The 12,034-nt window shown below is 68.5% G+C and carries 12 protein-coding genes; 8 read left to right on the plus strand and 4 right to left on the minus strand.

The annotated features are described in order from the left end of the window. Window positions 1–3 precede the first annotated feature (3 nt). Window positions 4–1,284: a YihY family inner membrane protein gene (locus tag ACS5PK_RS09415; protein WP_439439968.1), complete on the plus strand. Its 1,281-nt coding sequence runs from the start codon at window positions 4–6 to the stop codon at window positions 1,282–1,284. 105 nt (window positions 1,285–1,389) lie between these two features. Here ACS5PK_RS09415 and ACS5PK_RS09420 read toward each other — a convergent pair whose 3' ends face one another. Then, window positions 1,390–1,968: a helix-turn-helix domain-containing protein gene (locus ACS5PK_RS09420; protein ID WP_439439969.1), complete on the minus strand. Its 579-nt coding sequence runs from the start codon at window positions 1,966–1,968 to the stop codon at window positions 1,390–1,392. A 134-nt stretch (window positions 1,969–2,102) separates the two neighbouring features. Between ACS5PK_RS09420 and kbl the strand changes: the two genes are divergently transcribed. From kbl to ACS5PK_RS09435, 3 genes are all read left to right on the plus strand, one after another. Next, on the plus strand, window positions 2,103–3,308 hold the full coding sequence (gene kbl / locus ACS5PK_RS09425) for a glycine C-acetyltransferase (RefSeq protein ID WP_439439970.1): 1,206 nt from the start codon (window positions 2,103–2,105) through the stop codon (window positions 3,306–3,308). Window positions 3,309–3,357: 49 nt separating this feature from the next. After that, entirely contained in the window at window positions 3,358–4,311 is a 954-nt protein-coding gene (locus ACS5PK_RS09430; RefSeq protein WP_439439971.1) for an NAD-dependent epimerase/dehydratase family protein, read from the plus strand. A gap of 83 nt (window positions 4,312–4,394) precedes the next feature. Further along, window positions 4,395–5,273, plus strand: a complete 879-nt coding sequence (locus tag ACS5PK_RS09435; protein WP_439439972.1) for a MipA/OmpV family protein — start codon at window positions 4,395–4,397, stop codon at window positions 5,271–5,273. A gap of 33 nt (window positions 5,274–5,306) precedes the next feature. Here the strand turns inward: ACS5PK_RS09435 and ACS5PK_RS09440 are convergent, their stop codons facing one another. Beyond that, complete coding sequence (locus ACS5PK_RS09440; protein WP_439439973.1) at window positions 5,307–5,624, minus strand: Mpo1-like protein; 318 nt, start codon at window positions 5,622–5,624, stop codon at window positions 5,307–5,309. Between the two features lie 245 nt (window positions 5,625–5,869). Here ACS5PK_RS09440 and ACS5PK_RS09445 point away from each other — a divergent pair, with 245 nt between their 5' ends. After that, window positions 5,870–6,721 carry a hypothetical protein gene (locus ACS5PK_RS09445; protein ID WP_439439974.1) on the plus strand — a complete coding sequence of 284 codons (852 nt, stop codon included), beginning with the start codon at window positions 5,870–5,872 and terminating at the stop codon, window positions 6,719–6,721. A gap of 3 nt (window positions 6,722–6,724) precedes the next feature. Here the strand turns inward: ACS5PK_RS09445 and ACS5PK_RS09450 are convergent, their stop codons facing one another. Both ACS5PK_RS09450 and ACS5PK_RS09455 read right to left on the minus strand, forming a co-directional pair. Continuing rightward, window positions 6,725–7,531 carry an alpha/beta fold hydrolase gene (locus ACS5PK_RS09450; protein ID WP_439439975.1) on the minus strand — a complete coding sequence of 269 codons (807 nt, stop codon included), beginning with the start codon at window positions 7,529–7,531 and terminating at the stop codon, window positions 6,725–6,727. Between the two features lie 10 nt (window positions 7,532–7,541). Then, the gene (locus tag ACS5PK_RS09455) at window positions 7,542–8,861 is read right to left on the minus strand and encodes an O-acetylhomoserine aminocarboxypropyltransferase (RefSeq protein ID WP_439439976.1); all 1,320 of its coding nucleotides are present in this window, start codon (window positions 8,859–8,861) and stop codon (window positions 7,542–7,544) included. Window positions 8,862–8,946: 85 nt separating this feature from the next. On the opposite strand from ACS5PK_RS09455, the gene ACS5PK_RS09460 reads away from it, so the two are divergent. The 3 genes from ACS5PK_RS09460 to ACS5PK_RS09470 all read left to right on the plus strand — a co-directional run bounded on the left by ACS5PK_RS09460 (window position 8,947) and on the right by ACS5PK_RS09470 (window position 12,030). Beyond that, a complete protein-coding gene (locus ACS5PK_RS09460; protein ID WP_439439977.1) occupies window positions 8,947–9,414 on the plus strand; it encodes a CBS domain-containing protein in 468 nt (155 codons plus the stop codon). Between the two features lie 102 nt (window positions 9,415–9,516). After that, the gene (aroC, locus tag ACS5PK_RS09465; protein WP_439439978.1) at window positions 9,517–10,617 is read left to right on the plus strand and encodes a chorismate synthase; all 1,101 of its coding nucleotides are present in this window, start codon (window positions 9,517–9,519) and stop codon (window positions 10,615–10,617) included. Between the two features lie 192 nt (window positions 10,618–10,809). After that, a complete protein-coding gene (locus ACS5PK_RS09470) occupies window positions 10,810–12,030 on the plus strand; it encodes an efflux RND transporter periplasmic adaptor subunit (RefSeq protein ID WP_439439979.1) in 1,221 nt (406 codons plus the stop codon). Window positions 12,031–12,034 lie beyond the last annotated feature (4 nt).

Raw genomic sequence — 12,034 nt, forward strand, 5'->3', positions numbered from 1 at the left:
AGCATGAGTGAAGAGAGCCGCAACGAGAGCCGAGACCAGGGCCGCCAGGACAGCCCCCGCCGCCAGGAGGGCGGCATCCACAACCCCATCGCCCTGATCCACGGGTTCTTTGACGAATTCATCAGCTGGCCCTGGCTGCAGACTCTGCAGACCTTCAAGGTGCGATTCAAGGAAGAGCGTCTGGGCCTCACCGCGGGCAGCCTGACCTTCACCACACTGATCTCGCTGGTGCCCCTGTTGACGGTGATGCTGGCCCTGTTCACGGCCTTTCCCATGTTCTCGGCCTTTCAGGCGGCCCTGGAGAAGTACTTCCTCAAGAGCCTGATCCCGCCCAATATCGCCAAGCCGGTGCTGGCCTCGCTGACCCAGTTCGCGGCCAAGGCCAACAAACTCGGCGTGGTGGGCCTGGTCGCGCTGGGCTTCTCGGCCAGCGCGATGATGCTCACCATTGACCGAACCCTCAACGCCATCTGGCGGGTGCAGAAGCCGCGGCCCATCGCGCAGCGGGTGCTGGTCTACTGGGCAGCCATGACGCTGTGCCCGCTGCTGCTGGGCGGCAGCCTCACGCTCACCAGCTATGCCATCTCCGCAGGCCAGGGCTTGGTGGACAAGTTGCCCCAGGGGCTCTCCGTGGTGCTCAACAGCATGGACGTGGTGGTGCTGGCCGCCGCCATGGCCGCGCTGTTCCACTACGTGCCCAACACGCATGTGCGCTGGCGCCATGCCATCCTGGGCGGGGTCTTCGTGGCGCTGGCCTTCACGCTCGCCAAGGGTCTGCTGGCCTGGTACGTGAAGCAGGTGCCGACCTTCTCGACGCTTTATGGCGCCTTCGCGACGGTGCCCATCTTCCTGATCTGGATCTATGTGGCCTGGGCCATCGTGCTGCTGGGCGCCATCCTGGCGGCCAATGCGCCGGCGCTCACCCACAAGATGCTGCGGCGGCGGGACGCCCCGGGCCTGGCCTTCGAGCTGGCCCTGGAGGTGATCCGCGAGTTGCGCCGCGCGCGCGATGCAGGGGAGGGCGGGGCCAGCAGCCTGGCCCTGGCCACAGCGCTGCGGGTGGATGCCCTGCAGCTGGAACCCGTGGTGGACACCCTCATCGCGATGAGCCTGGTCGGCCGTCTGGAAGAAGCCGGCGCCCAGCGCCTGACCTTGCTGTGCGAGCCCACCCACACGCCGGCCGCGCCGCTGATCAGGCAACTGCTGGCCGAGCACAGCGAGTCCCTGGCCCTGCTCTGGGCCCGCAGCGACTGGACGCGGATCCGCCTGTCCGAGCTGCTCTGAGCGCCTTCGCCCGATCGCCAGGGAATGCCGGGGAGGAAAGCCCGGGCTGCACCAAGTCTTCTTGAGCCCCTCGGGGGCTGGCATGAAGTGACAGGTCAGGGGCGCTCAGGGATGGATGACCACCAGCAGCGCCGTCGCGGCCTGCTTGCCGGTGTTGCGGATGGCATGCGGGCCGTCCACGGCATAGCGCGCCGTCTCGCCGGTCTTGAGCTTCTGCGTGGTGTTGCCGGCCGAGACCTCCAACTGGCCCCCCAGCACGCTGAGGTGCTCGCGCGAGCCCGGCTCATGGGCACCGGATTCCAGCGCACCGCCGGGCTGCACAGTCAGCTCGTACCACTCGAACTGGCCAGCCATGTCGATGGGGCCCAGGATGCGCAGCAGGCACTTGCCATCCGGGCTGCTCATGCCGGGAATGCCATGGGCCGGCACCACCTCGATGGCCGGCGCGGCAGGCTTCTCGCCGCCCAGCAGTTCCGACAGCTCCACCCGCAGGGCATTGGCCAGGCGCCACACCACCGCCACGGTGGGATTGGCCTGGTTTCGCTCGATCTGCGAGAGCATGCTCTTGGACACGCCGGCCCGGCGCGAGAGCTCGTCCAGCGAGAGGCCCTGGGCCTGGCGCAGCGACTGCAGGGTGGCGCCGACGCGCGGCGGTTCAAGGCTGTCGGGATGCGGGACGGACATGGGAGCGACCTTCAGAAGAGCCTGCAGTGCGAGCTGGTTCACTTGACCCTGGGATGCAATTCCCAGATACTGCACGAAAGTTCGATATAGTGAACTGAATTCGATTTAACGGATTGTGCCCCAGGAGACCGAACATGGCCAATGCTGAAGACTTCTACGCCCACCTGCGCAGCGAACTGCAGTCCATCCGCGAGGCCGGCCTCTTCAAGAACGAGCGCATCATCACCAGCCACCAGGGCGCCGTGGTGCAGACGAATGAGGGCCGCGAGGTGATCAACCTCTGTGCCAACAACTACCTGGGCCTGTCCTCGCACCCCAAGGTGATCGAGGCCGCCCACGAGGCGCTGCGCACCCATGGCTACGGCCTCTCCAGCGTGCGCTTCATCTGCGGCACCCAGGACATCCACAAGACCCTGGAGCAGCGCATCGCCCGCTTCCTGGGCACCGAGGACACCATCCTCTACGCGGCCGCCTTCGACGCCAACGGCGGCCTCTTCGAGCCCCTGCTGGGCGAGCAGGACGCCATCATCAGCGACGAGCTGAACCACGCCTCCATCATCGACGGCATCCGCCTGTGCAAGGCCAAGCGGTTCCGCTACAAGCACAACGACCTGGCTGACCTCGAAGCCCAGCTGCAGGCAGCAGACGCAGCCGGCGCGCGCTTCAAGCTGGTCTTCACCGATGGCGTCTTCTCCATGGACGGCACCATTGCCCAGCTGGACAAGATCCGCGAGATCTGCGACCGCCACGGCGCGCTGCTGGGCATCGATGAATGCCATGCCAGCGGCTTCCTGGGCAAGACCGGCCGCGGCACGCACGAGCATCGCGGCGTCTTCGGCAAGATCGACATCATCACCGGCACCCTGGGCAAGGCCCTGGGCGGCGCCTCGGGCGGCTTCACCACCGGCCGCAAGGAAGTGATCGAGCTGCTGCGCCAGCGTTCGCGCCCCTATCTCTTCTCCAACACCGTGGCACCCAGCATCGTGGGCGGCTCCATCGCCGTGCTGGACATCCTGGAGGGCTCCACCGAGCTGCGCGACAAGCTGGAGGCCAACACCGCCTACTTCCGCGAGGCCATCCAGGCCGCCGGTTTCGAGATCAAGCCCGGCACCCACCCCATCACGCCCATCATGGTCTATGACGCGGTCAAGGCGCAGCAGCTCAGCGCGCGCCTGCTGGAGCTGGGCGTCTATGCCGTGGGCTTCTTCTACCCGGTGGTGCCCAAGGGCCAGGCCCGCATCCGCGTGCAGATCTCGGCCGTGCACGAACGCCACCATCTCGAGAAGGCCGTGGCCGCCTTCACGCAGGCCGGGCGCGAGCTGGGCCTCATCCCGGCCTGAACCCGGCCGCCAGACCCCGACTTCCGCAGTACCCCTCAAGAGCCCACCCATGAGCCGCCAAACCAAGATCCTCATCATCGGCGCCAATGGCCAGATCGGCACCGAGCTGGCGCAAGAGCTGGCCCTTCGTCATGGCAATGCCAACGTCATCACCAGCGACCTCGCCCCCGAGGGTCGCGTGAAGTCGCTGACGCACGAGATGCTGGATGCCACCGATGGCGCCGCCATCGCCGCTGCCGTGAAGCGCCATGAGATCACGCAGATCTATCTGCTTGCCGCTGCGCTGTCGGCCACGGGCGAGAAGCACCCCATGTGGGCCTGGGACCTCAACATGAAGGGCCTGCTCAATGTCCTGGAGCTGGCCCGCACGCAGAAGCTGGACCGCATCTTCTGGCCCAGCTCCATCGCCGCCTTCGGCCCCAGCACGCCGGCTGTGATGACGCCGCAAAGCACGGTGATGGACCCCACCACCGTCTACGGCATCTCCAAGCAAGCCGGCGAACGCTGGTGTGCCTGGTACCACGCCAAGCACGGCGTGGATGTGCGCAGCCTGCGCTACCCGGGCCTGATCAGCTACAAGACCCCGCCCGGCGGCGGCACGACAGACTATGCCGTGGACATCTTCCACAGCGCGCTGAAGGCCGGCAGCTACAGCTGCTTCCTGGAAGAGGGGCAGGCCTTGCCCATGATGTACATGCCTGACGCCCTGCGAGCCACCATCGAGCTGATGGAGGCCCCGGCCGAGGCCATCACCGAGCGCGGCTCCTACAACCTGGCAGGCTGCAGCTTCACGCCGGCCGAGATCGCTGCCGAGATCCGCCGCCGCATTCCCGGCTTCCAGATCAGCTACGCGCCCGACTTCCGCCAGCAGATCGCCGCCAGCTGGCCGCAGTCCATTGACGACAGCGTGGCCCGGCGCGACTGGGGCTGGAAGCCGCAGTTCGACCTCTCGGCCATGGTCGATGACATGCTTGTCAACCTCAAGCCGCTGCTGCAGGCCTGAACCAGACGGCAAGGCATACGGCGCTCCCGCTTCCGTGCAGGGCTGCTCACCGAAGCCGGCACGGCAACTGCTAAGCTGGGCCCATGGTTCAAAGCCAGCGGATCTGCGACACCAGGGGGCAATGGCCTCGCTTCGGCGCCCGGCAACTGGCGCTGGGCCTGGTGATGACGGCTCTGCTCGCCGCGCCGGCCCATGCTGGCGAAGCTGCCACCCCGCCGAAGCCCGACGAGCCACGCTACCTGCTGGGCCTGCGCGTCTCCCGCGGTTCCGAATACCCCGGTTCGCGCCGACAGGAGCAAGGCCTGACCCCCTTGTGGGCGCTCTACTGGGGGCGCTGGCGCATCACCACCGCCGGCACCGGGGCGATGATGGGCTTTGGCTCCGACGCCGCCGGCCCGGGGCCCGGGGCCTCGCGTGACTGGCTGCGAGGCGAGCACTGGAAGCTGGGCCTGGGCCTGCGCATCGACAGCGGCCGCAACAGTGACCAGGCCGCGATCACCCGGGGCCTGCCCGACGTGCCACGGACCCTGCGAGGCCGCCTGCAGTTGCAGGTCGAGCTGAGCCCGCAGTGGACCCTCAGCGCCGCCTGTTCGCCCGATCTGCTGAACCACCGTGGCGGTACAGAGTGCAGTGTGGACTTCAGCCGCAGCCTCTATCGCAGCGGACATGCCTCGCTTGCACTGGGGCTGGGATTGTCGGCCTCCGATCGGCGCCACTTGCAGAGCTACTTCGGTGTGCCCGAGGGCAGCGAGGCCGCCGAACGGCTGGGCCGTAGCTATGCGCCTGGCAGCGGCTTGACGCAGGGCTACGTCAACCTCAGCTACATGCAGGCCCTGAGCCCGCGATGGGTGCTGGTGGCCAGCTGGAGTGAAGGGCGGCTGCTGGATGCGGCCGCTGCCAGCCCCCTCGTGCAGACGCGGCGCCAGCCCGGCCTGTCCGTGGGCTTGGCGTACCGGCACTGAGCCCGGCACTGCGCCCGGCACTGCGCTTGCTGCTCAGAAGGAGATGCGGCCGGTCCAGATCTCCCAGTACATGCGCCAGTCGCCCATGAAGCTCCATAGGGGGCGGCGAAAGCTGGCGGGCTTGTTCTTCTCGAAGCCGAAGTGACCGATCCAGGCAAAGCCGTAGCCGCATAGCAGTCCGGCCAGCAGCCATAGCGGCTGGCCTGTCACCAGCAGCAAGCACAGGCACAGCAGGGCCAGGCTGGAGCCCAGGAAGTGCAGGCGGCGGCAGGTCCTGTTGCTGTGCTCGCCCAGGTAGAAGGGGTAGAACTCGGCAAAGCTGCGGATGGAGGCGAGGGCGTCCTGGGCCATGGTGACTCCTGCAAGGCGAGGGGGCGGTGCCTGCATTGAAGCGCAGGTCTGGCATCCTGGCATCCGGGGCGGTACCAGGGGCGCAGGGGCGCAGGGGCGCAGGGGCGCAGGGGCGCAGGGGCGCAGGGGCGGTGGCCGGGGGCGGCACCGCCTGTCCTCGCCGTCCTGCGCTTGGTCGTGTGCCGCTCGTGTCTTTGGGTGGCGATCGCTAAGGTCGCGGCATCGCATCCAGAACCTCTTGCAACATGCCCTTCTCTTCAGCCCGTTCGCCCACCTCACTGTCCACGCCGGCCCGGCAGGGCCTGCTGGCCATCCTGGGCCTCAGCCTGCTGCCCGGCCTGGCGCAGGCGCAGTCCTCGGCTTTTTCACGTGAAGCCGGCGCATCGGTGGCCGCGGGCACCGTGTGGCATTACGAGAAGTCCAACCGCGATGGCAGCGATGCCTGGCACTTCGCCATCTACTTCGCCAGCCCCAGCCACGTCGAGGTGCTCAAGTGGCTGCCGGGCGAGGACGTGGTGGAGGTCCATGCCGATTTGGACCTGGCGCGCGCCATGCCCGTGCACATGCAGCAATGGAATCTGGTCAAGGGCGAGCGCCAGCCCACCCTCAGCGCGGATGCCTCAGCGCAGGCCTCGCGGCTGACGGTGCACTTTGCCAAGGGCGGCTCCGTCGAGCTCAATGGTGGCGCGCTGCCCCTGCATGTCTGGGGCTTCGACCTGGCCTCGCTGGCGCCGCTGCTGCCCATGCTGCGACATCCGGAGCAGGGCTTCCGGCTCAGCCTGGTGGATCCCAACCGGCCGGGACGCCAGGGCGAGCCGGCCCTGGTGGATGAGGCCCGCTTCGAGTACCTGGGCCAGCGGGACTGGCAGGGACGCCCCACGCATCAGTACCGCATCGCCGGTCCCGTCTTCGATGGCAAGACCGGCCTGCTGGTCAGCAGCCTGCAGGGCCAGCTCCTGCATGCCGAGCATGCGGTACCGACGAGCACCGACTGGACCGACTGGCGGCTCAGCTTCGTGCGGGCCGAGCACCTGAACGGCAACCAGTGGGAGCAGTTCAAGCTGGGGCTGCAGCGCCAGCTCCCGGCCGGCCGCTGAGCCTCAGCAGGACAGGGCCTGGCGCAGGGCGGCCAGCACGGCGTCCGGCGCTTCCGCCATCATCGAATGGCCGGCGCCCGGGATGCGGTGAACCTGGGCCTTGAGCGCCTGCGACAGGGCCTGGGCCTGCTTGGGCGCGGTCATCACGTCGCGTTCGGCCGCCAGCACATGGCTGGGGCAGGCGACGCGCGCTGCCGCTTCGAGCCCGCCTGCATAGCGGTCGCAGACCTGGAAGTCGTGCAGGAAGAGGTTGGCCTCGCTGGAACGGGTCTGCGTGCGCCGCATCAGGGCCATGTTGCCGCCATGCAGCCAACTGCCGGGGCCGGGATAGCCGGGCTTGGCGGCCTGCGTGCTGTGGGAGAAGACATTGACCATGGTCATGGCCTTCTCCGGCGCCTCGGCGGCCGTGCCCAGCAGCGCCTCGGAGACTTTCATCGGGAAGGCCGTGCCCAGCAGCAGCAGGTGGCTGGCGCGTTCCGGGGCCCGGGCCGCGGCCTCCAGCGCGATCAGCGAGCCCATGCTGTGGCCGCCCAGCGCGGCACGCTCAATGCCGACCGCGCTCAGCAAGTCCAGCACCCAGGCGCCAGCCGCTTCCACGCTGGGCAGGGCGGGGCCTTCGCTGCGGCCGTGGCCGGGCAGGTCCACGGCCAGCACGCTGAAGCCGTGGTGGGCGAACCAGCGGGCCAGCAGCGTGAAGACGCTGTGGTCATGCAGGGCACCGTGGACGAAGACGAGAGAGGGAAGGGCGGGGTCGAAGTCGCGCCCGCCGGTGTAGGCATAGGCCTCGCGGCCTTGGACAGTCACTTGCATGGCGTGGCGCTCACTTGGATGCGATCTTCAGGGCGGTCTTGAGGTCGGCGATCAGGTCGTCGGCGTCTTCCAGACCGATGGAAAGGCGGATGGTGCCTGGCGTGATGCCGGCCTGGGCCAGCGCGGCGTCGTCCATGCGGAAGTGGGTGGTGCTGGCCGGGTGGATCACCAGGGAGCGGCAGTCGCCCACATTGGCCAGGTGGGAGAAGATCTTCAGGCTCTCGATGAAGCGGCGGCCCTGCTCGCGGCTGCCGTTCAGGTCGAAGCTGAAGACGGCGCCCGCGCCTTTGGGCATGAGTTGCTGGGCCAGCGCATGGCCGGGGTGGGAGGCCAGACCCGGATAGGCCACGCGGCTCACTTGCGTCTGCCCGGCGAGGAACTCGGCCACCTTCTGCGCATTGGCCACATGGCGCTCCATGCGCAGGGACAGTGTCTCCAGGCCCTGCAGCATCAGCCAGGCCGTGTGGGGGCTCATGCAGGCGCCGAAGTCACGCAGGCCCTCGCGGCGGGCACGCAGCAGGAAGGCGCCTGTCGTGCTCTCTTCACTGAAGACCATGCCGTGGAAGCCCTCGTAGGGCTCGCAGAGCTCGGCAAAGCGAGCCAGGCCCGCGGCCCTGCTGCGCTCGTAGGCGTCCTGCCAGTCGAAGTTGCCGCTGTCCACGAGCACGCCGCCCACCACGGTGCCGTGACCGCAGAGGAACTTGGTGGCGGAATGGAAGACCAGGTCCGCACCATGCTGCAGGGGCTTGAGCAGGGCTGGGGGCGTCAGCGTGGCGTCCACCAGCAGGGGCAGACCGGCTCCGTGGGCGATGGCGGCCACGCCGGGGATGTCCAGCACGTCCATGCCGGGGTTGCCCAGGGTCTCGCCGAACAGCAGGCGGGTCTCGGGGCGGATGGCGGCGCGCCAGGCGTCCAGATCATCGGGCCGGACGAAGGTGGTGCTGATGCCAAAGCGCTTCAGCGTGTAGTGCAGCAGGTTGTGCGAGCCGCCATAGAGCGCGCTCGAGGCCACGATGTGGCTGCCCGCCGGGGCCAGTGTGCTGATCGCGAGGAACAGCGCCGCCTGCCCGCTGGCCGTTGCGATGGCGCCGGTTCCTCCTTCCAGGGCGGCCATGCGCTCCTCGAAGACGGCCGTCGTGGGGTTGGAGATGCGCGAGTAGACATGGCCCGCGCGCTCCATATTGAAGAGCGAGGCCGCGTGCTCGGCGCTTTCGAAGACGAAGGAGGTGCTGAGATGCAGAGGGACGGCCCGTGCGCCGGTGCTGGGGTCGGGTGCCGCCCCCGCGTGAAGCGCCAGGGTGTCGAAGCCGGGATCGCCGTAGCCTGACATGCTGTCTTTCGTGGTTTCAGGATGCCGGCATTGTGTGCTATGTTGGACGCAATTCTGATCTGCCCGCCTGTCGAGGAGAAAACACATGAAAGTCGCCGACATCCTGCGCGTCAAAGGCAATGCCCTGTACACCGTCCCGCCCGAGCAACCCCTGGCCGAAGCCCTGGGCACCATGGCCGAGCGGGACATGGGTTCCCTGGTCGTGATGGAGTTCGGCGAGCTGGTGGGCATGCTGACCTTCCGCGAGGTGATCGCTGCCGTGGTGCGCAATGGCGGCAGCGTGGGTACCACCCTGGTCCGCTCCGTCATGGACGACCACCCGCTCACCTGCACCCCCGAGACCGAGATCGACGAAGTCCGCCGCATGATGCTGGGCCGCCATGCCCGCTACATGCCCGTGCTCAACGGGCGCCAGCTGATGGGCGTGATCTCCTTCTACGACGTGGCCAAGGCCGTGGTTGACAGCCAGGACTTCGAGAACCGCATGCTCAAGGCCTACATCCGCGACTGGCCGGTCGAGGAAGAGGGTGCTTCGCACGAGCCGAAGCTTTGAGCCGCTGATTGCCAAGCCCGCCGGGCCTGCAGCCCCGGGGCCGCACCATAGAATCCAGGGCATGCCCGGGCGCTCCTGCCGGGGACTGACCCTGGATTTTTCATGGCTGGCAGCACCTTTGGCGAACTCTTCCGTGTCACCAACTTCGGCGAAAGCCACGGCCCTGCCATTGGCTGCGTGATTGACGGCTGCCCGCCGGGGCTTGAACTGAGCGAGGCCGACATCCAGCCCGAGCTGGACCGCCGCCGCCCCGGCACCTCGCGCCATGTGACCCAGCGCAATGAGCCCGATGCCGTGCAGATCCTCTCCGGCGTCTACGAAGGCCAGACCACCGGCGCCCCCATCTGCCTGCTGATCCAGAACACCGACCAGCGCAGCAAGGACTACGGCAACATCCTGGATACCTTCCGCCCTGGCCACGCCGACTACACCTACTGGCGCAAGTACGGCCTGCGCGACCCGCGAGGCGGTGGCCGTTCCTCCGCCCGGCTCACCGCCCCCATGGTGGGTGCAGGCGCCGTGGCCCGCAAATGGCTCAAGGCCCAGTACGGCACCGAGTTCCGCGGTCACATGACCCAGCTGGGCGAACTGCCCATCGCCTTCGAGGGCTGGGAGCATGTGCCTTGCAACCCCTTCTTCGCCGCCAACGTCAGCCAGATCGCGGAGCTGGAGGCCTATATGGACGCGCTGCGCAAGTCCGGTGATTCCGTCGGCGCGCGCATCGAGGTCCAGGCCACGGGCGTGCCGGTGGGCCTGGGCGAGCCGCTCTTCGACAAGCTGGACGCCGACATCGCCTTCGCCATGATGGGCATCAATGCGGTCAAGGGCGTGGAGATCGGCGACGGCTTCGGCGTCGTGCCCCAGCGCGGCAGCGAGCACGGCGACGAGCTCACGCCCGAGGGCTTCGCCAGCAACCATGCGGGCGGCGTGCTGGGCGGTATCTCCACGGGCCAGGACTTGCGCGTGTCCATCGCCATCAAGCCGACCAGTTCCATCCGTCTGCCCAAGGCCTCCATCGACCGCGCCGGCCAGGTGACAGAGGTCGTGACCCACGGCCGCCACGACCCCTGCGTGGGCATCCGTGCCACGCCCATCGCCGAGGCCATGCTGGCCCTGGTCCTGATGGATCACGCGCTGCGCCACCGCGCCCAGTGCGGTGACGTCCGGCACGCCCTGTCGCCCATCCCGGCCCAGCGCGGCTGATCCAGGACCGGGCTGCAGCCCGGTCTTGTTTTTCTGCAGCTCGTCCCCAGCTGCGACGGCAAATCCTGGCTGGCGACGCCCTGGCCCCTCTTTTGCGCGCTTCGTCGCAGGCGCGCTGCAAGCTCACTGTGCTCTTCCTAGACTGCGCCGCAGTTAGACACTCGCGGTAACCCTGCAGCAATGGAGAGACACATGGACAAGAAGAAGCGCAATCGCTGGCTGGTGTGGGGAGGGGCGGCCGTCGTCGTCCTGAGTGCTGGCGCAGGGGCGGCTGTCTACGCCGGCAAGTCCGACAACAAGGCCACGGACAGCAAGCAGGCCTCCAAGGACGGCGCCAAGGCCGGCAGCAAGGACGACAAGAAGAAGGAAGCCACGCTGGAGTTCGCCTCCCGCGAGGTGACCAAGCCCCAGATGGCCACCATGCCCGGCAGCATCGAGTTCTCCGGCCCCCTGGTGGCGCCCAACACGGTGGTGGTGCGCAGCAAGGCCAGCGGCGTGCTGCTGAACCTGCATGTGGCCGAAGGCAGCCGCGTGCGCAACGGCCAGAGCCTGGGCGAGCTGGACCTGGAAGAGCTGCGCTACCGCGTGGCCGAGCGCCGCGCCAGTCTGGAGGCCGCGCAGGCCCAGTTCCAGCAGGCCGAGCGCAGCTACAAGGCCAACGAGGACCTGGCCGCCAAGGCCTTCATCTCCAGCACCGCGCTGGACAACTTCCGCGCCAGCATGGAGGCCGCCCGCGGACAGTGGCTGGCCGCCAAGGCCCAGCTGGAGACGGCGCAGAGCAGCTTGCGCCTGGCCTCGCTGGTGGCGCCCATCAGCGGCGTCGTGGCCAAGCGCCATGCGGTGCCGGGCGAGAAGCTCAGCGCCGAGCAGCAGGTGCTCAGCATCGTGGACCTGGGCAAGCTGGAGTTGGCCGGCCTGGTCGGCACGCATGAGGTCGCTCGACTGAAGCCCGGCATGGCCGTGGCCGTGAAGGTGGAGGGGGACGAGCAGCCCGTGCAGGCCCGCATCTCCCGCATCGCCCCTGCGGCCGAGCCGGGTACGCGCAGCATCGGCGTGACCCTGGAGATTGCCAACCCCGAGGAGCGTTTCCGTGCCGGCCAGTACGCCGTCGCCCGCGTCGAGCTGCCGGACAACGCCCAGCGCATGACCCTGCCGGCCACGGCCGTGATCAACGCCTCCGGCCAGGATCATGTGTGGGTGCTGGAGAAGGGCACCCTGGTCCGCCGCGTGGTGACCACCGGCCGGCGTGACGCCCGCGAAGGCCGCATCGAGATCCTGCAGGGCCTCAAGGCCGAGGACCAGGTCCTGGCCGCCCGCTTCGACAACCTGCGCGACGGCGCCTCGGCCAAGGTCGTCGACAGCCGCGCCCCGCGCGTGGCCAGCGCCGCCGCCAGCGCCCCCGCGCTGCAATAAGGAG

This window comes from Roseateles sp. DB2, assembly GCF_051857535.1.
GTDB lineage: Bacteria > Pseudomonadota > Gammaproteobacteria > Burkholderiales > Burkholderiaceae_C > Roseateles_B.

Bases quoted from the DNA above. Each gene is read 5' to 3' on its own strand.
- ACS5PK_RS09415 (WP_439439968.1), top strand. From the start codon at position 4: ATGAGTGAAGAGAGCCGCAACGAGAGCCGAGACCAGGGCCGCCAGGAC.
- ACS5PK_RS09420 (WP_439439969.1), bottom strand. From the start codon at position 1,968: ATGTCCGTCCCGCATCCCGACAGCCTTGAACCGCCGCGCGTCGGCGCC.
- kbl (WP_439439970.1), top strand. From the start codon at position 2,103: ATGGCCAATGCTGAAGACTTCTACGCCCACCTGCGCAGCGAACTGCAG.
- ACS5PK_RS09430 (WP_439439971.1), top strand. From the start codon at position 3,358: ATGAGCCGCCAAACCAAGATCCTCATCATCGGCGCCAATGGCCAGATC.
- ACS5PK_RS09435 (WP_439439972.1), top strand. From the start codon at position 4,395: ATGGTTCAAAGCCAGCGGATCTGCGACACCAGGGGGCAATGGCCTCGC.
- ACS5PK_RS09440 (WP_439439973.1), bottom strand. From the start codon at position 5,624: ATGGCCCAGGACGCCCTCGCCTCCATCCGCAGCTTTGCCGAGTTCTAC.
- ACS5PK_RS09445 (WP_439439974.1), top strand. From the start codon at position 5,870: ATGCCCTTCTCTTCAGCCCGTTCGCCCACCTCACTGTCCACGCCGGCC.
- ACS5PK_RS09450 (WP_439439975.1), bottom strand. From the start codon at position 7,531: ATGCAAGTGACTGTCCAAGGCCGCGAGGCCTATGCCTACACCGGCGGG.
- ACS5PK_RS09455 (WP_439439976.1), bottom strand. From the start codon at position 8,861: ATGTCAGGCTACGGCGATCCCGGCTTCGACACCCTGGCGCTTCACGCG.
- ACS5PK_RS09460 (WP_439439977.1), top strand. From the start codon at position 8,947: ATGAAAGTCGCCGACATCCTGCGCGTCAAAGGCAATGCCCTGTACACC.
- aroC (WP_439439978.1), top strand. From the start codon at position 9,517: ATGGCTGGCAGCACCTTTGGCGAACTCTTCCGTGTCACCAACTTCGGC.
- ACS5PK_RS09470 (WP_439439979.1), top strand. From the start codon at position 10,810: ATGGACAAGAAGAAGCGCAATCGCTGGCTGGTGTGGGGAGGGGCGGCC.